This window comes from Streptomyces sp. NPDC002206, assembly GCF_053593595.1.
On sequence record NZ_JBSFCW010000037.1, the window covers coordinates 1 to 17,533 of the forward strand.

Sequence of the window (17,533 nt, forward strand, 5' to 3'; positions counted from 1 at the left end):
GCCGCGCCAGGTGGGGCCAAAGCGGCGCGGGGCCGGGTCGATGCCTGCCGCGTACAGGATCTCCCCGACCGAAAAGGCCGCGATGGGGTGCCCGAACCGGGCCAGTTCACCCTGAATGCGGCGATGGCCCCAGCGGGGAATTTCATCAGCCAGGCGCAGCACAAGACTCTTGAGCGCGACCGCCGTCGGCGGCCGTCCGGTGCGGGAGCCGCGGGCAGAGTAGTCCCACTTCCTGGCGATCAGTTTGCGGTGCCAGGCCAGCAAAGCGCCGGGGGCGGCGGGGAAGACAGCAGCCCAGCGACCACGCGGTATCAGCGAGGTGAGGGCGGCGAGCCAGAATCGGCCGGCCGGCTCATAACGCACCCTGCCCCTCACATGCCTGCACAGGATGGCGTTCTCGTGCCGCACCACCAGCAGTTCGGCATCCTTGGCGGTGTCTCGGCGCAGCAGGACCACGGGGACGGACAACAGCGCGCGGGCGGTGCGGCAGAGCAGGAACACGATCATCAGGACACCATTACAAGTCCCCACCGACGAGCCCGGAGGCGGACGCTGACCAACAGCGACGACTTTACGAGCCCCACAGGGGCAGCTCGCGTTCCCGCCCTGGGGCGCACTGCAGCATCCGCCTGGCGCCCTCAGCGCGCAGGGAGTCCAGGAGTCGCCCCGAAACGTCACCTCTCGGCTATAACATCCCAGTGCTCGCCGCCTGCTGCTGGCGGGCTTCTCGAGCAGTAGGACGACAGCTGGGAGTTCCCCGTGACGCTGCCTCAGCGTATAGGTCCGTACAGACCCCTGCACCAGATCGGTGCCGGCGGTATGGGCACGGTCTACTTCGCCTACCACCCCGTGAGCGGGCAGCCGTCTGCTATCAAGGTCCTCAGCTCGGCGTACGCCACCGACCAGCAGTACCGACAGCGGTTCGCGCGTGAGGTCGAGGTCCTGCGGAAAGTTTCAGGCCCCTATCTGATCCCGCTGACGGACGCGGACACTACAGCGGACATCCCCTGGCTGACGATGCCGTACGTGCCGGGCGAAACGCTGCAGCAGCACGTCCAAGCCCACGGGCCTCTCCGCGGAGAGAATCTCCTCACCTTCGCCGCCGCCGTCGCCCTTGCACTCGCCTACATCCACGCTGCCGGCGTCACGCACCGCGACCTCAAGCACGCGAACGTCATCCTCGCCGAAGACGGCCCGCGCGTCCTCGACTTCGGTATAGCGGGCCACGTCGACGCCACAGCCTTCACCCGCACGTCCTTGCCGCGGTCTGGAAGCCTTGGCTGGATGGCACCTGAGCAGCTGACTCTCGGGAAGACAACCCCGGCCTGCGACATCTTCGCGTGGGGTCTCCTGGTGGCCTACGCCGCGGCCGCAGCGCACCCTTTCGGTCTGCCCACCGCCATAGACCACCGCATCGTTCACGCGAAGCCCGACCTGGGTGCCGTCCCCGATCGGCTTCGGCGGCTGGTGTTGCGGGCTCTTCGCAAGGACCCCGCCGCGCGGCCCAGCGCTGCGCTGCTTGCCGAGCAGTCCGCGGACCTGCTGGGACCGGAAGGCACCGTGGTTTTCCCAACCGTCGCCTACACGCGCCAGGCCCCGTCAACCACGGCCGAAGACTCCGCGCTAACGCACAACCTGCCCTGGTCGATTGCCGCCCCCGGAATCGACCTCACCAAAGCTCTCCCCTTTACACGGACCGAAGGCTGGCGCATCCGATCCCAGACACAGGACTTCCTCAACGACGCCACAGCCACGCTGGCTCATCTCAGGGAGACACTGGACCGCACCAAGCCAGCACGCGTGGACACGTCCGCCGCTCGCGCCGCTCTGGGTGTCGCCGACACCGCGCTTGCCACCGTACGTGAGGAGTACGACCGGGCTGGCGCCGCAGACTGCGAACCGGCATCCCGGGCCGTCGATGCGGCCACTGTCGCCACCGCCGACGTCCTCGCCACGCTGGCTGAGCAGCAGGCGGCACATCGTGAGCCGGGACGTCCGGTGCCGAGTTCTCGCGGACGGCGCAAAGCCTTCGTTGCCGCCGTGGCCGCTGTCGCCCTAGCCGGCAGCGCGGCCTACGCTATGGGGCGGTCCGCGAACCCGGCCGGAGGACAACGGCCTCGAGCGGCAGCTACCACGCCGAGCGCAGAGAAGAGCGCCGCCCCCGCCACCGTCGCTCCTACCAGCAGCAGCCCCTCCCCCACGGACACCACGACGACCGTTCCTCTCGTTCGCCCTGCGGTCCCTGTCACCCTGTTCGGCGGCCTGAAGCTCACGCTCCCAAGCTCCTGGTCCACACTTCCGGTGCCTCAGGACAGCCTGAACTTCGATGACGGGATGGACAGCAAATACGCGGTGGACCTGGCCCCCGCCGGTGCCAGCGGCGCCGGCGGCCTGGCCGTGGAGTGGGCACCTGGAATGACCAGCATCAAGGGAGGAGCCAACGGGGGCGAGAACGACAATTTTGGGATGTTCGACACGCGCTTCTCCACAGGTGGCCCCAACCCCTCCGCCGGCGGCACGTACGAATTCAACGGGGATGTTCGTCCGCAGACCGTCACACACGCCAGCGCGATGAAGCAGGTCAGCGTGGCGAACGAGGATGCTCAAGCATGGACTGTCCAAACCGACATCCTGCCGGACCACAACCACAAGCGGACCGCCGTCCACCGCGTATGGTTTCTGCCCTCCTCCCACTACGTGCTGTACGACTACGGAACCCTTGAGCCCAAGCGCGCAGCAGAGATCGAGGCCATCGTGAGGTCAGCAAAGATCACAACGATGGACATTCCGCTGGACTGTCTGGATGCGGTCGATCTCCTCGACGCCTCGGCCGCCGGCGGCGACCTCGAGGGCGACGACCCGTCACAGAGCTGTCTCGACATGACCGTGAACTTCGCTGGTTCCGGGGACACGTCCTCGTCCGAGAACGCTCTGGATCCGGGAACAGCGAAGACAAAAACCGCCGCAGCCTGCCTCAGCCTGGTCAGCGAGTACAGCATCTCCTACGTGCAAGGCGACAGCGGCTACACCCGGGTTCGGCGGAACTGCGACTTCCCCCAGAAGCCGCTAGCCTGACCCGCCGACAACGGCGCTACCACAGCCCGTCAGGCCTCCCTATGTTGACCTGTCTTCCGGACTGCCAGGTCCAGCCCGGCATGGCCTTCAAGACGTTCACGCGGTCGGCAGAGAGTTTCCCGCGACGGTGATCACGCCTGGTAATGATGACCTTCACCCCCAACGGGTAGCCGTCTTCCAGGTGGGCTTGGGGGACGCGTAGGTGGCCCTCTCTCGTTCCGAAGGCGTTCAGAGCAACAACGAACATGTTCCAGCGGGTCTCACGCCAGTCCCATGACCATCCTGGTTGAGTCTCGAGCATCTGCCGTTCCGGCTGAGGCAGCTTCCCAGCTCGGTACAGGCGCCTTTGACGCATCACCCATCGGCCAAGCTGAACGTCACCCTCAGCATGCTCGGACGGCGGGAGCGCGTGCCCCTCTCGCAGAACAAAAGCCTCCAGTGCCGACAGTCCCTCCAGGAACAGCGGGGGCGGGCTGGCCCACTGCCAAGTCGTGCGCTCTGCGGGCACGGGCTGGCTGAGTTCTCGTTCCAGGGTTTCAAGGCTTGCCGAGTCCAGGACGTTCCGCAGGTGCCCCACGATCGTGGGGATGAGCGTGTCGGCGTTCACGGGCTGGACGACAGGGACCTTGAGATCATGTTCGTCGATCGGGCCCAGCGAAGCTTCCCTGAGCCGCACGACTTGCCAGCCCGCCCGCCGCAGGGCGGAAGATTTTTCGCCATCGTGTCCTTCTCGGCCTCGGTGGTAGTAGGACCCGTCGTACTCCAGCGCCAGTCGCAGTTCGGGGATGGTGATATCGACGTACCGGGGTCGGCCGTCGGTGCGGATGACTGGAGGCCGGGAGTCGACTACGAGGCCGGGCAAGGCGTGGGCGAGGGCGGAGGCCAGGGCGAGTTGTCGCCGGGATGCGCCGTGTGGGTAGCAATAGGGGCAGCCGCCGTTGCCGCTGGCGAGGGCTCGAGTGCGTGCCCGGATGGTCATGTTCCAGGTGTGGCCGTATCCGCACGTCCACGTTGCGGGCCTGGGCGCAGTGGCTGTGACCTGGTCGGGAGTCAAGCCACCGTTGAGCGCGGGGTCGAGTTCCGCGGCTGCCTGCGGAAACCGGGTCTGCAGGCTATTGGTGACAGAAACGCGCTGACCGGCACAGAAGGGGCAGCCGTGCCCGGCTTTCGCTCGCACGGCGACGGAAACGTGCCAGCGGTGATCGGGGCCGCTCGGGCAGTTCCACCAGACCCGCTTTCTGGAGCTTTGTGCCAGCGTCTCCGGGGTCTGGGGGGCGTTTGCCTCGTGGTCGAATTCAGCGACCAGGTCGGGCCGACTGGCCAGGTGGTTCGAGACCGAAGCGCGTCTGCCCGCGCAGTACGGGCAGCCGTTCTTCTGGGCTGTCCGCGCGACGACAGGGGTGCTCCAGAGGTGGTCCGGGCCTTGAGGGCAGCGCCACATGACGGTCTCTCGAGTACCGGCCATGACCTGGTCTGGCGTGCGACCGTCGTTCAGGGCGGGGTCGAGCTGAGCGGCCAGGGCGGGGAAGCGGGTGGCGAGGCTGTTCGTCACGGACAGCTGATATCCCGCGCAGGCCGGACATCCGGTGGGGTTCCGCGAGCGAGAGCGGGCGTCCAGAGACGCCTTCCACTGGTGGTCTTCATGTACTGCGCACTGCCACCACACGGCGGTACTGCTTCCTGTGCGCACACCTTCCGGGCGGAGAGAGCCATTGCGGTCGGGGTGCCATTGCGCTGCAAGGTCTGGCCGGAGGACCGCAAGGTTGGTGTCCGCGGTCACCACGTGGCCGACGCATGCCGGGCATCCGGCACGGCGCCGGTCCGTACGGGGCCCAACCGTCGCCTCCCAGCGATGCCCGCACGTGGAACAACACCATCCCACGCGCCTGTGGGACCCCGCCACGATGCGGTCGGCGGTCAACCCTCCGGTGGCGGGCGCCTCCAGGTCGAGTTCGGCGGCGACCTCGGGGAACAGGGCGGCAAGACTGTTGGTCACCGAAGCCTGTCGTCCCGAGCAGGCAGGGCAGCCGGCGCCAGCAGCCACACGCCTGTACGGCGGTGCGGTCCATGTGTGATCGTCTGCCTCCGAGCAGCGCCAGCGGACTTCACGGCGGTTCCGGGCCCTGATCAGGCGCGCGGCACCCTCGGCGGGGTCAAGCTGGGCAGCCAAATGAGGGTAGTCGGCGACAGTGGCGTCCGCTGGCACAGGGACGCGTACGACTGATGACCTGGGCACGCGCGGAACTTACTGCCTGCCACTGACAACGGGGCGGGCACGTGGGCGAAGCGCTCGTCGGGCAGCCAAATCCCCGGCCATGTACCACCCGTCCGCCTTCGGGCTGGCCACACCTTCGGGCACCAGCTTCATGGCGTCCACCGCGCGGCGCGCCACCAGTTCGAAATCGATCGTCGGTGCAGCCGGAGCACCACCTCCGGTCGCAATGAAAGTCACGCCGACGCGACCGCCCAATGGACATCTCCACGGCGAGGGTCGAGCCGAGTCCTTCGAGCTGTAGACGGCGCCGCCGTCGCGCTGCCGGACGGAGCGGTGTGCGTGCGGTGCGGGCTGGCAGTGGTGATATGGCGCGACGGTGCGCTGCGGGCCATGGGCGGGGGCTTCGAGGCGAACTCCAGCCTGCTGCTCGGTCCCGATGCGAGCGTGTGGGTGGTGTCGGGGTCCGGTGCGACGCTCGGCACCGGCACTGTTCGATTGCGGCAGCACGGTCACCGGCTAGCCACAGCCACACCCCGAACGGCAGCGGCACCAAGTACGCCGAGGCGGCCGGGTTGGCCGGGGTCCAGGTCCCCCCGTATGCGGATGGGCCGGCGCGAGGAGGATGTCGGTGTCCGCGTCGGGGGCGGGCCGTCCCGGTCCGGCCAGGACGGCGCGCCGCGCCGGTGAACCCGCGGGCAGCAGGGCGTCGAGGGCGCGTTGGAACACCTCCGCGACCAGGCCGTCCGGGACGGTCAGCGGCCGGCCTTCCGAGGCCGCCAGCAGGTGGGCGAGCGCCCGGCCGGCTGCCGCCTCCCACTGCGGGCTCCATGACCACCAGTGGTTCGACCCCAGCCGCGATCCCCACGTGGCGATCGGCTCGAACGGGGGCGTGCCCTTCCCCTCCATCATCAGCTCCGTCCAGGAGAGCGGTGCGGCGTCCGCGGCGTCGACGCGGCGGCGGCGCACGGCGTTTGGGGCGAGCCATACCGCCTGCCAGAGCGAGCAGTCGTCGATCCTGCTCGCCACGGGCAAGCCGCATGCCTCGCAGGCCATGTTGGGGTCGTCGACCCTGTCGAGGCCGCAGCAGTAGCCGCCGTCTTTCTCCGGGATCAGCAGGGTGCCGCGTGTATCTCCGGGTGCGATGACGATCGCGCCGGGCGCGCCGTCGGACAAGGCGTAGACCGGCGCATAGATGCCGCGGGCCGCCGCCTCGTCCGGATAGATCTCCTCCCACGTCCGCCACGGCGGCCCCCAGGGCTCCGGGTCCACGGCGAACGTGCCCGACTCCATGAGCACCGGGAGCTGAATCCCGTTCCCGTACTTCTGATGGGCGTGGACCGGCAGGGCGACCTGGGACAGCGGGGTGGTCAGCTCGGCGCCGCACCCCGCACACACGAAAACGAACAAATATCCTCCGCTTGGGAAACAGGGGCATCGTCGCAGCTCGGCGACGGCCAGCCAAGGTGTTTTTCGTCCGCTGCGTGGCCAGAGGTCCGCCACGGCGTGGAGCATCAGCTCGAGCGCGAACGGGTACCGGCTGTCGCCCAAATCGACGGTGAGCGGTGGGAACGTCGCGGCGACGTTCGCAGCCCGAAGACGTTCCGCGTGCAGTGGGGCGACAAGTGGTTCTCCTACACCCTGGCCGGTGGAGCAGCCGCCACCTTCACCTGGAACGGCCCCCAGTCCGGGGCTTCGGACCCGACGGCCCGGGCCCGCACTGGCCACGGCGACGGCGGTAATCGTCGCCATGGACGTCCGCCGTCAGTCCTGACAGCACCACGCCCCCTTCGTGCGTCAGGCGCCCTCGTAGGATGCGGTCATGATTCGCGCTGTGGTGTTCGATGTCGGTGAGTGTCTGGTGGACGAGACCCGCGAGTATGGCACCTGGGCCGACTGGCTCCAGGTCTCGAGGCACACGTTCGCCGCGATGTTCGGTGCCGTCATCGCTCAGGGGCGGGACTACCGCGACACCTTTCAGGAGTTCCAACCCGGCTTCGACCTGTATGCCGAGCGGGAGAAGCGCGCGCAGGCCGGGCAGGCTGAGCACTTCGACGAGACGGACCTGTACCCGGATGTCCGCTCGGCTCTCGCGCAGCTTCGAGCCCATGGGCTGTGGCTCGGCATCGCGGGCAACCAGACTGTCCGCGCCGGCCGAATCCTGCGGGATCTCTTCTCCGACGACGTCGACCTGATCGGTACCTCGGACGATTGGGGCGCCAGCAAGCCGGACCCCGAGTTCTTCGTGCGGGTCGCCGAGGTTGTCCCGCACGAGCCCGGCGAGATCCTGTACGTTGGCGACCGCGTCGACAACGATTTGCGCCCCGCAGTGGCTGCGGGAATGCACGCCGCGCTCATTAACCGTGGGCCGTGGGGCACCATCCAGTGGAACACTGCCGAGGCCCGGGACCTGCCCACGTTCCGCGTCAAGTCGCTCCTTGAACTCCCCGAGCGGATCACGACATTCAACGAGCGAGTGCACTGACCGTCGTCGACCATCCGTACAGCCGCTCGTCCAGGTCCCGCACGCACTGCTCGTGCTGATGCGGGGTCAGGGTGCGTCGTACTTCGCGCACTCGGTCCATGCCCATCGCGTACCAGGTGACTTCCAGCTGATCGAGTGCCCGGCACGCGTATGCGCAGGCGGCTTCCGGGTTCCCGGAAGCCGCCTCCACCGCGGCAAGGTCACCGCAGATGACACTGCGCTGCTTGTCCTCGGTGGCCGGCATACCGTCGAGGACCCCGAGGAGCGTCGTCCGTGCCTGGGGTAGGTGGCCCGCCTTGAGCTGAGTGTTCCCCTTGAATGCGGCGAGGCGCACTACCGTAAACCAGTCCAGCCATGCCGGTGTTGGGTGCTCGGTTCCCGCGGCCAGGGTGTCTTCCGCGTGCCCGATCAGATGCAGGGCCGTCCTCGTGTTCCCGCATCGTGTCTCGCACTCGGCCTCTACCGCATCCAGCCACGCCCACAGTGCTGCTGGTGCGGGGCCGCGGCGGGCGTATGTGCGGGCGGCCACCATGCGTTCCACCGCCGCGTCCCGCTCGCCGGCCCACGCCGGGATGAAGGCGGAGTGTGCAAGGATCGCACTGCCGAGCAGTGGGGCATCCGCCTGGCCAGCGGCCTGGAGGGCAAGCAGGAGGGTTTTCCCAGCCTGCTCTGCGTCGCGCAGGTCGAAGAACTCAATGCGTCCGGCCAGCAGGTACGACTCCGCCAGCGCCGCGGCCACGTTGCGCCGCGTCTGCCCGGTCGTCTCGGTCAGTAGAGCGCACCCGAGAGTGGCATGGGCGACAGCCGCAGGGTGCAGGGTGGCGGGGGCAACGGACCAGTACAGACGTCGGTGTGACCTGGTGACCGCTTCGAAGTCCGCAGCCACAGAGGCGGGCTGTGTGGCGGCCGCCGTCTGCATCGGCACCGCAGCCAGACCAACCGCGGCCACGGTCGCACCCACCAGGTTGCGCCGCACCGGGTCGGGTCGGTCGCGACCTACGGGCGGGTTGAAGCCGAGCGATTCCATGTCCCGGCCGAGCAGCTGAGTGAGAGCCTGCTGCAGGTCCGGGTGGGGCCACGGCGGATTGCCAGACTCCCAGCGCCGGATCTGTCGGACGCCGACACCGAGTGCTGTGGCCAGCTCTTGCTGGGAGCGGTAGCCCGCAGCATGGCGGGCTGACCTCAGACGGACGTTGCTTGCGGGCTGCGACACGCTGCACCTCCATGACGGCGACTCAAGTCAGTGTCACAGGAGGCCCTTTCGTGGTCCAGTTGTCACCCAGATGACGGCATGAAAGTCCTCCTCGGTGTCGCAAAAAGACCTCTACAGGTCCTCGATATGCACTCCGGGAAGGGCCAGTCTTGACGCACTGCCCACCACGGCGCCCCGAGGAGCCGCAGCAATGATCACCCCCAGCATCCGCACCATAAGAGACTGCCGCCTCGAAGAGGCCGGCCGCACCTGGGACGCAGTCCGCGTACCCCGCAGCGTCGGCCTCGACGCCCTTGCCATTCTCGGAGGCCGGTCTGGAGCCGTCCTCGAAGACCCGCTCTCGGCCGCGCTGTACTGGTTCATCGTCCCCGACGATGCCACCGAGTGGGATGTGGCCGGCACCCGCGTCCTTCACGAGGACACCCACCTCGTCATCCCTCCGGACAGACGCACGTACGGCCCCGGACCGCACTGGCGCATCTGTCCCGCCACCGAGGCCTGGACGACCGATGCCACAGCCCTACAGGCCGCACTCGAAGACGCCGCCAGACCGCAGACGGGACAGGTGCAATGACCTCGGCGGCACCGGAGCGGACACCACCGGCCGAGGCCGCGTACCGGAGGTTCCTCAAACACACCTTCTCCTGCATGACGTGCCGGGCTGGAGCATCCTGCTCCACGGCGTCACGGCTCGGCCGCACATGGAAGCGAGTCCGCTCATGATCTGCATCGACTGCGACCGCGCGACCACCAGCAACTACATGGTTGCCTCACGCGGTGACTCAATTTCCGGCGCACGGCTGGACACCTACGCTCACCCACCAAAGTCCACGGAGTGCCGACTACACACCCCACGGAAGGGAAAGTTGCGGCGACTGGTCGACGGGCTGGATAGCACACCGTCGGTGCACTGATCTCCGGCCCGCTCTGCAGACCGCGCCGGTTGGCCGCGGGCGGGGCTGCCGCACGCGGTCAGCCATGAATTGATCAAGGTATCGGCAGGGACAGACCGGCTCACCCGACGGTCTTGTCAGCCATGCGAGTCCTCCCGGAGGCCGGGACGACGCGGACTCGGCGGGTCAGGAATGCGAGCTGGTCGCGGACTACGCGCTCGAATGCGTCCTGGAGTAGATGGCGAAGTGCCCGTCAGAATAGGTGATGATCTCGCCGCGTGGCGCGGCGCCCGCGTAGCGCAGCGTCGGGCCCGCCGGTGCGACAGAGTCGGTCTCGCAGACGGCGAACAGGATGGAGACCTCGATACGCACGTTCGGCGACCGGGGCGGCATGAAGGTACGGATTCCGCGCGTCCGCACGCGGCCAACCGCCGACGACGCGGGGCCCTCGGCGGCAGACCACCCACCTTCGACAAGGTCGTCTACCGCGACCGCAACGTCGTCGAACGATGCTTTGCCCGTCTCAAGCAGTTCCGCGCGATCGCGACCCGGTTCGACAAGCTCGCCGACCGCTACCGTGCCGGAGTTGTCCTGGCTTCCTTGATTCTCTGGCTCCGCGAGCCCGCCAGGTGATCATTTGTCAGACAGGCCCTAGCGGAACACACTCCGTCGGTGCGCAACTCCCACGCCGAACGGCCTGTCCATGCCGAAGCAGTCGGCGATCTGTGCGGCGCAGGTCGGGTACGCCGGGTGATAGTACCGGCGTCCTCAGCCGCTGGTTCCCCCGGCCTTGTCCTGACGTACGGGCACGAGCAGGGTGAAGCCGGTCGGACGGCGGCTGGTCAGGGAGAGCCTGCCGCCGAGGGAGGCGGCCAGATCGTGGGCGAGGGCGAGACCGATGCCCTCTCCCGTTCCGTCGCCGGTGTGTCCTCGGTCGAAGAACCGGGTCGTCTCACCGTCGACCTCACCCTCGTCGGTGACGTCGAAGGCGAGGGCGTCGTCGAGGTCCCGGACGGTGAGGCGGACAGCACCGCGGCCGTGGACGCGCGCATTGTCCAGCAGGACGCCGAGGATCTCGGCGACGAGGGCGCCGGGTGCGCACACGTCGTCCGGCACGTCACGCCTCTCGCACTCCAGGCGTCAGCCGTCGCGAGCGAGCAGCCCGTGCCAGCGTTCCTCCGTCTCCCGCAGGCACGGCAGCCCGGTGTCCGCGGCGGGGGGCCGGGCAGGCCGCGGGAACGGAACAGCCGTAGCACCTCCTCCACCGTGCCGTGCAGCCGACAGGTGGTGGCCAACGCCTCCGCGGCGGGGCGCAGCCGGGCCTCGTCGTCCTGCGCGAGGCCTGCCTCCAGGATGAGCTGAAGTCCGGTCAGTGAAGTGCGCAGCTGGTGCGAGGCGTTGGCGGCGGTACGCTGCCGCGAGGTCGGTGCAAGCAGGCTTCCCGGCCGCCGCTCGTCGGTTCAGTCCACGTTGGGCCGGGCGAGGCCGTGGTCGTAGGCGAAGATCACGGCCTGGATGCGGTCGCGGGCGCCGATTTTGGCGAGGACGCGGCCGACGTGGGTCTTGACGGTGGACTCGGACAGGACGAAGCGGGTGGCGATCTCGCCGTTGGCCCAGCCCTTGCCGACGGCGACGAGGATCTCGCGTTCGCGGTCGGTGAGGGAGCCGAGTCTCGGATCCTCGGCGGAGTCTTGGCGGTGGGCGGGGACGTAGCGGGCGAACTCGTCCAGGAGGCGGCGGGTGAGGGCGGGCGCGATGACGGCGTCACCGGCGGCGACGGCGCGGATGCCGGCGAGGAGTTCTTCGGGGCGCGCGTCCTTGAGGAGGAAGCCACTGGCGCCGGCGCGGAGGGCGGCATGGACGTACTCGTCGAGGTCGAAGGTGGTGAGCACGAGGATGCGCGAGCGGTCGCCGGCGGCGACGATGCGGCGGGTGGCTTCGATGCCGTCCATGCCCGGCATGCGGACGTCCATCAGAACCACGTCCGGGCGCAGTTCGGCAGCCATGCGGACGGCCTCGGCGCCGTGGGCGGCCTCACCGACGACGTCGGTCTCGGCGACGGAGTCCAGGAGCATGTGGAAGCCGTAGCGTTGCAGCGGCTGGTCGTCCACGATGAGCACGGTGGTCATCGGTCACCGCCTTGGGACGTGAGGTCGAGTACGGCCTCGACGCTCCACCCTCCGCCGCCGGTCGGCCCCGCGCTGACGGTCCCGCCGTACAGAGCCGCTCTCTCCCGCATGCCCACCAGGCCGTGTCCTTCCTCGTTCGGCGGTCCGGAGGGTGCGGCCGGGCCGGTGTCCTGGACCCGAATGTTCAGCCGGCTGTCCTCGACGAGGATCGCCAGGTGCACCCGGGTGTCGGTGTCGGTGTGCTTCAGGATATTGGTGAGGGCTTCCTGGACGATGCGATACGCCGTCAGCTGCACGCCACTGTCCAGGACCTCCACGTCGCCAGAGGTCCGGTAGACGACCTCAAGACCGGCGGCGCGCACCTTGGCGCACAACGCTTCGATGTCCGCGATGCCGGGCTGTGGGCTGAGTTCGGGTCCGCCCGGGGGACCATCCGTCGCCTCGCGTAGCACGCCGAGCACGTGCCGCAGCTCGCCGAGGGCCTGTCGGCCGGTATCGCCGATAAGCTGGAGGGCCTCCTTGCCGCGTTCGGGGGCGATGTCGGTGGCGTAGGCACCGGCGTCAGCGAGCGTGATGATGACGGACAGGTTGTGGCCGACGATGTCGTGCATCTCGCGGGCAAAACGGGTGCGTTCGGTGGCCGCGGCCAGCCTGCTGCGCTGGTCGCGCTCGATCTCCAGCCGGGCGGCCCGTTCCCGCAGTCCGGCGAGCTGGGCCCGGCGGATGCGTACCATCAGGCCGAGCGCGAGGGCCGCGGTCGCCGTGCTCAGCAGGAAAAACAGCGCGTCCCAGACGGACACGACCGAGGACGCGCGTACCGCGACCAGCACCATCGCACCTGCCATGGCCGCACAGGCCCACGGCAGCTGCCGCAGCTGCCCGTGCAGGGCCAGGCTGTACAGGGCGACAAAGAGGGCGATGTCCGCGCGCAGCGCCGCGCCCAGGGACCATTGGAGGACGAACACCGCGGCGATGACACCGAAGGCCGCCACGGGCTTGCGCCGCCGCCACAGCAGGGGCAGTACCAGTCCGGCCTGCAGTGCCAGCATTCCCGCGACGGGCAGCTGAGTGAAGGCGAGCCGGAACCGGCGCGGGCCGTCGCCGTCGGCGGCACCGCCGCGGAGCAGGTCGGGCAGGCAGAACATCAGGAAGACCAGGACCACGACCGCGGTGTCCAGCACCCACGGATGTGTCCGGTCGGCCTGCCGCAACCGCTGGCCGCCCCGGGAGAGCCGGGCGACCAGCGGTCCCATCCCGCTGATTTCATTGGTGGTCACGGACGTCACCTGTCCATGGTGCAGGCGTCAGACGTCGCTGCGCGCGAGCCGGTACGCCGCGCCCGCCAGCGCCAGTGCCGTCCAGCTGAGGAAGACCAGCAGCCCTGCGGCCGGCGACAGGGCCGTGGAGTCGTGGGTCAGCGCGAACATCGACTCTCCTGCGTTGGACGGCAGGTAGGGGCTGATGTCGTCCCGCCAGGAGCTCGGCAGCAGAGAGATCAGGCCCGGGATCAGCATCAGGGTGGCCACCAGCACCGAAATCCCGCCGGCGACCGACCGCAGCAGCGCGCCCAGCGCGGCGCCGATCACGCCGACCAGGCCGAGATACAGCCCGGCGCCCAGCAGACTCCGCAGCACACCCGCGTGCGAGAGGCCCATGGCCGCGGGCGTGCCCGAGACGATCCCGCTCCCGACCAAGAAGGTGACGAACGCACCGACGGTCCCCAACGCCAGCGCGACCAGCCCGAACACGGCCGCCTTGGACCACAGCACGGGCAGCCGGCGGGGCACCGCCGCGAGCGTCGAGCGGATCATCCCGGTCGAGTACTCCCCCGCCGTGACCAGCACGCCGAGCACGCCCAGGGCCAGCTGGGCGAAGTTCGTACCGAAGAGGGACAGACTCACGGCCGTCGCACCGGCGAAATCCCGGTCCAGGTGGCCGGAGTTGATCCCCGACTTGTAGCGGCTCGAGGCGATCAGGCCGAACGCCACCAGGAACAGCAGGCCCAGGCCCAAGGTGATCCAGGTCGAGCGCAGGGACCACAGCTTGGCCCATTCGGAGGAGAGCACGCGCCGTCCGGTCACCCGGTAGGCAGGGCGGGCGGGGGTGGTCCGGGGTTCCTCGGCGGTTGCGGTGAGGGTGCTCATGCGGGCCTCCCGAGGGTCTCGATCCCGCTCGTGGAGCCGTGGTACTCCACGGCATCCCTGGTCAGGTCCATGAATGCCTCCTCCAGCGACACGGTCCGCGCGCTCAGCTCGAACAGCGCGATCCCGTACTGCGCGGCCTTCAGCCCGATCTCGCGGGCGGTCAGCCCGGTCACCTGCAGCTCCTCGGAGCCGATCCGGCCGGTGACTTCGACGCCCGGCCCCGTCAGCACGTCCCGCAGCCGCGCCGGGTCCTGCGTCGCAACCTTCACTGTGTCGCCGCCCGCCTCGCGGATCAGGTCTGCCACGGTCGTGTCTGCCAGCAGCTGCCCGCGCCCCACGATGATCAGGTGGTCCGCGACCAGAGCCATCTCGCTCATCAGGTGCGAGGACACGAACACCGTCCGGCCCTCGTCGGCGAGCGTCTTCAGCAGGTTGCGGATCCAGAGCACACCCTCCGGGTCCAGCCCGTTGACCGGCTCGTCCAGCATCACCGTCTGCGGATCGCCCAGCAGCGCCGCCGCGATACCCAGCCGCTGGCCCATCCCGAGGGAGAAGGCGCCGGCCCGCTTCTTCGCCACGCTGCCCAGTCCGGCGAGGTCGATGACCTCGTCGACCCGGCTGCCCGGAATGCCGTGGGTCAGCGCGAGGGCCTTGAGGTGGTTGTACGCCGAGCGGCCTGGGTGGATCGACTTCGCCTCCAGGAGAGCACCGACCTCCTGGAGCGGTGCCTGGTGGTGGGCGTAGTGGTGGCCGTTCACGGTGACGGAGCCGCTCGTCGGGGCGTCGAGGCCGACGATCATGCGCATCGTCGTGGACTTGCCCGCGCCGTTGGGCCCCAGAAAGCCGGTCACGGTGCCCGGCTTCACGACGAAGTCCAGCCCGTCGACGGCCGTCTTCTCGCCGTACCTCTTGGTCAACTGCCGTGCGTCGATCATTCGCGTTCTCCCTGTTGAGCTCCGGTGTCCGTCGCTTCCGACGCCTCACCGGCCACGCTAAGAGCCGAATCACCCCAATCCGGTGGTACCGGGAGGCTGAACTACGCCGGACGCGTAGTACCGCGGTACTACGCGACTATCCGAGGTGCCTTCCGCATTCGTCGCCCGCCCCCAGTACCTGGCCTGCCTTCAGACTCCCAGGCCAACTCGTCCACCAGGCCAAACAAGGGGGGTACTGCATCTTCAGTGGCCGGCCGTGCCCGCATAGGCGGGCTGGACGGGCCGGGCGCCGGCCCGATGGGCGGTGTGGCGGGAAAAAATGCCCACCGCATAGGGCAGGCTGCGTTCCTCCAGGCCCAGGCGGAAGGCGGCGGCATCACCGTATCCGGCGTCCGCGACGACCAGGGGGATGTCGATGCCCCACAACCGGGTCGCGTCGATCATGTCCAGGGCCAGCTGCCACTTCTCCACATGCCCCGCCTGCGCGGGGATGCCGCAGCGACTGCAGCGGGCGACCTTGTCCGCATCCTCCTCCGGCGAGGCCGGATCCCAGGAAGCGGGCAGGAACAGCCGCCAGTTCACCGCGGCCGAGGCATGATCGCTAGCCAGGTGCAACGACACCCCGACCTGGCAGTTGGTGACCTTGCCCGCGATGCCGGTGTACTGCCGGGACACACACGCCGAGGCGTCCCCGTCCTTGAGGAAGCCGGTGTCATCGACGATCAGCGCCTCCGCGCCGATGACGTCGGGTTGCTACGTGTGGATCCGCCTCTCAGTGTCCTCTCAGTGGGCGTCACCCAGGCTGGGAAAGTCACCGAGGACGACCGATGACCATGTCGTACCGGATCGCCAACCTGCCTGAAGCCTCGGCATGGCCTGTCTGACTACGGGATGGTTCGGGGCGCCACCCTATGCCGCATTCGAACAAACGCAGCATTTGCTTGTCTCCAGGGGTTCTGGTGCTTCTGGAGCCGCGGCAGCAGCCGTCAGGCCAGCTGATCTTCATGGTGGCGTCCCGGAAGCGTGATGGGTTTGCGGTGGATGGCGATGATGGCGGCATCGTCGCCCAGGTGTCCGCCGACGTAGGCGAGGAGGTCGCCTCGCAGGTGGTGCAGGAGTGTCTCCGGGGGGCTCTCGGTCCACCGGGCGGCGCGTTCGGCGAGCGGGTAGAAGTCGCCGTCTCGGTTGCGTGCTTCGATGACGCCGTCGGTGAAGAGGAGGAGGGCGTCTCCGGCCTCGAAGGTGAACACATCGCTGGTGTAGTCGGCCGGTCCCATGTCGCCGATCCCCAGCGGGGGTGCGGGGTGCAGACTCGGGACGGTCACTGCGTGTCCTTGGCTGAGCAGCAGGGGCGCGGGATGCCCGCAGCTGGTCATTCGGCTGATGTGGCGCTCGTCGGGAATCTCCAGCAGCAGGGCTGTGACGAAGCGTTCCGTGGCTTCATTCTCATCGTACGGCTCGACGTCGGCGTGGTAGCGGGAAAGGCTCTGGTCGAGGGCCGCAGCCAGTGTGGGCAGGTCGGCGTGCTGGTAGGCCGCCTCGCGGAAGGCGCCGAGCAGGAGGGCCGCTTCTCCGATGGCGGGCATACCCTGGCCCCTGACGTCACCGATCATCACCCGGGTTCCGCCTTCGATGCGGGCGGCCGCGTACAGGTCACCTCCGATCAGAGCCTCGTCCTCGGCGGCCAGGTACAAGGAGGAGATCCGCAGCGGGCCGATCCGGTCCGGGAGCGGCCGCAGCAGCACGTTCTGTGTGGCTTCGGCCACCGACCGCACCCGCGCGAGCTGTCGACTGCGCTGCTCGCGTATCAGGCAGAAGAACACGGTCAGGGCCGAGAGCATCGCTAGGGCGCCGATCTGCACCAGAGCGTTCCGGGAGGTCAGTACGCCGGAGTTCAGGCTGATGTATGCCTGGGCTGTCACGGCCAGGAGCCCGATCATCCCGGTCAGCACAGGGCCTTCGAGTGAGGCAGTAATCGCGGGCGCCATGACCAGCAGCGGTCCCAGATAGATGTCTTCCGGCAGCAAGATGTCCAGCGCCGTGATCACGCCAATGAGCACGACGGGAATCACCAGCAGCGCATGGCCCGGCCGCCATGACTCCCTCAGATACGCAATGCGTTCCGTGAGGCTCACATCTTCCACAGTGCACCCGCTCGCGGGCGGCTGACGACTCGGCCAGGTGGTCGGCTGAGCCGATGTCCGGATGAGGTCGAGTTCCCGGTTGGTTCGGGCGAGAAATTGTTGAGATACTCCGTTGCCCCTTTGCCGCCTGGCCTTAATTCGGATGCGTACGCCGGAAGGAAGGGGAGCGGTGGTCGTGGGGCGTGTTACGCCAGGTCGGCGACGGCGGGGCCGCCCGCCTCGCTCATCGAGCGCGTCTCCCAACCTGCCCCGCCAACCTCACCGCTTCGATCATCACGACGACAGGGCCGGTCGACCCCGATA

At 68.7% G+C, this 17,533-nt stretch carries 12 protein-coding genes and 5 pseudogenes; 4 read left to right on the plus strand and 13 right to left on the minus strand.

Annotated features, from left to right (window positions below; all coding sequences use genetic code 11):
• Positions 1–507 (minus strand): annotated as a pseudogene (locus tag ACWCP8_RS35375) (integrase core domain-containing protein); the annotation flags it as partial.
• 252 nt (positions 508–759) lie between these two features.
• On the opposite strand from ACWCP8_RS35375, the gene ACWCP8_RS35380 reads away from it, so the two are divergent.
• Positions 760–3,075, plus strand: coding sequence for a serine/threonine-protein kinase (locus tag ACWCP8_RS35380; protein WP_451120429.1), 2,316 nt, complete (start codon positions 760–762; stop codon positions 3,073–3,075).
• A gap of 16 nt (positions 3,076–3,091) precedes the next feature.
• Here the strand turns inward: ACWCP8_RS35380 and ACWCP8_RS35385 are convergent, their stop codons facing one another.
• From ACWCP8_RS35385 to ACWCP8_RS35395, 3 genes and pseudogenes are all read right to left on the minus strand, one after another.
• Entirely contained in the window at positions 3,092–4,627 is a 1,536-nt protein-coding gene (locus ACWCP8_RS35385; protein ID WP_451120473.1) for a zinc-ribbon domain-containing protein, read from the minus strand.
• 24 nt (positions 4,628–4,651) lie between these two features.
• Positions 4,652–5,311 (minus strand): annotated as a pseudogene (locus ACWCP8_RS35390) (zinc-ribbon domain-containing protein); the annotation flags it as partial.
• Between the two features lie 493 nt (positions 5,312–5,804).
• A pseudogene (locus ACWCP8_RS35395) lies at positions 5,805–6,697 on the minus strand (hypothetical protein); the annotation flags it as partial.
• A 412-nt stretch (positions 6,698–7,109) separates the two neighbouring features.
• On the opposite strand from ACWCP8_RS35395, the gene ACWCP8_RS35400 reads away from it, so the two are divergent.
• Positions 7,110–7,772: an HAD family hydrolase gene (locus tag ACWCP8_RS35400; protein WP_352270367.1), complete on the plus strand. Its 663-nt coding sequence runs from the start codon at positions 7,110–7,112 to the stop codon at positions 7,770–7,772.
• On the opposite strand, the gene ACWCP8_RS35405 is transcribed toward ACWCP8_RS35400, so the two are convergent.
• On the minus strand, positions 7,753–8,985 hold the full coding sequence (locus ACWCP8_RS35405) for a helix-turn-helix domain-containing protein (protein WP_352270369.1): 1,233 nt from the start codon (positions 8,983–8,985) through the stop codon (positions 7,753–7,755). The genes ACWCP8_RS35400 and ACWCP8_RS35405 overlap by 20 nt on opposite strands.
• Positions 8,986–9,175: 190 nt before the next feature.
• Between ACWCP8_RS35405 and ACWCP8_RS35410 the strand changes: the two genes are divergently transcribed.
• The gene (locus ACWCP8_RS35410) at positions 9,176–9,559 is read left to right on the plus strand and encodes a hypothetical protein (RefSeq protein ID WP_352270370.1); all 384 of its coding nucleotides are present in this window, start codon (positions 9,176–9,178) and stop codon (positions 9,557–9,559) included.
• 529 nt (positions 9,560–10,088) lie between these two features.
• On the opposite strand, the gene ACWCP8_RS35415 is transcribed toward ACWCP8_RS35410, so the two are convergent.
• Entirely contained in the window at positions 10,089–10,298 is a 210-nt protein-coding gene (locus tag ACWCP8_RS35415; RefSeq protein WP_451120481.1) for a hypothetical protein, read from the minus strand.
• Between ACWCP8_RS35415 and ACWCP8_RS35420 the strand changes: the two are divergent.
• Positions 10,299–10,533, plus strand: a pseudogene (locus tag ACWCP8_RS35420) (IS5/IS1182 family transposase); the annotation flags it as partial. It lies immediately after the preceding gene.
• Between the two features lie 113 nt (positions 10,534–10,646).
• On the opposite strand, the gene ACWCP8_RS35425 reads toward ACWCP8_RS35420, so the two are convergent.
• The 7 genes and pseudogenes from ACWCP8_RS35425 to ACWCP8_RS35455 all read right to left on the minus strand — a co-directional run bounded on the left by ACWCP8_RS35425 (position 10,647) and on the right by ACWCP8_RS35455 (position 17,221).
• Positions 10,647–10,994, minus strand: a complete 348-nt coding sequence (locus ACWCP8_RS35425) for an ATP-binding protein (protein WP_451120432.1) — start codon at positions 10,992–10,994, stop codon at positions 10,647–10,649.
• A gap of 344 nt (positions 10,995–11,338) precedes the next feature.
• Complete coding sequence (locus ACWCP8_RS35430) at positions 11,339–12,007, minus strand: response regulator transcription factor (protein ID WP_352270373.1); 669 nt, start codon at positions 12,005–12,007, stop codon at positions 11,339–11,341.
• Positions 12,004–13,260, minus strand: coding sequence for a sensor histidine kinase (locus ACWCP8_RS35435; RefSeq protein WP_451120475.1), 1,257 nt, complete (start codon positions 13,258–13,260; stop codon positions 12,004–12,006). The genes ACWCP8_RS35430 and ACWCP8_RS35435 overlap by 4 nt, the downstream gene beginning before the upstream one ends.
• A gap of 51 nt (positions 13,261–13,311) precedes the next feature.
• Positions 13,312–14,151: an ABC transporter permease gene (locus tag ACWCP8_RS35440; RefSeq protein ID WP_352270375.1), complete on the minus strand. Its 840-nt coding sequence runs from the start codon at positions 14,149–14,151 to the stop codon at positions 13,312–13,314.
• Entirely contained in the window at positions 14,148–15,086 is a 939-nt protein-coding gene (locus ACWCP8_RS35445; protein WP_352270377.1) for an ABC transporter ATP-binding protein, read from the minus strand. The genes ACWCP8_RS35440 and ACWCP8_RS35445 overlap by 4 nt, the downstream gene beginning before the upstream one ends.
• 229 nt (positions 15,087–15,315) lie before the next feature.
• Positions 15,316–15,833 (minus strand): annotated as a pseudogene (locus ACWCP8_RS35450) (IS701 family transposase); the annotation flags it as partial.
• A 239-nt stretch (positions 15,834–16,072) separates the two neighbouring features.
• Positions 16,073–17,221 (minus strand): PP2C family protein-serine/threonine phosphatase, encoded by a 1,149-nt coding sequence (locus tag ACWCP8_RS35455; protein WP_352270379.1) that lies wholly within the window; start codon positions 17,219–17,221, stop codon positions 16,073–16,075.
• Positions 17,222–17,533 lie beyond the last annotated feature (312 nt).

Coding starts and splice junctions, on each gene's coding strand:
- ACWCP8_RS35400 (WP_352270367.1), top strand. CDS start 7,110: ATGATTCGCGCTGTGGTGTTCGATGTCGGTGAGTGTCTGGTGGACGAG.
- ACWCP8_RS35445 (WP_352270377.1), bottom strand. CDS start 15,086: ATGATCGACGCACGGCAGTTGACCAAGAGGTACGGCGAGAAGACGGCC.
- ACWCP8_RS35435 (WP_451120475.1), bottom strand. CDS start 13,260: ATGGGACCGCTGGTCGCCCGGCTCTCCCGGGGCGGCCAGCGGTTGCGG.
- ACWCP8_RS35430 (WP_352270373.1), bottom strand. CDS start 12,007: ATGACCACCGTGCTCATCGTGGACGACCAGCCGCTGCAACGCTACGGC.
- ACWCP8_RS35440 (WP_352270375.1), bottom strand. CDS start 14,151: ATGAGCACCCTCACCGCAACCGCCGAGGAACCCCGGACCACCCCCGCC.
- ACWCP8_RS35410 (WP_352270370.1), top strand. CDS start 9,176: ATGATCACCCCCAGCATCCGCACCATAAGAGACTGCCGCCTCGAAGAG.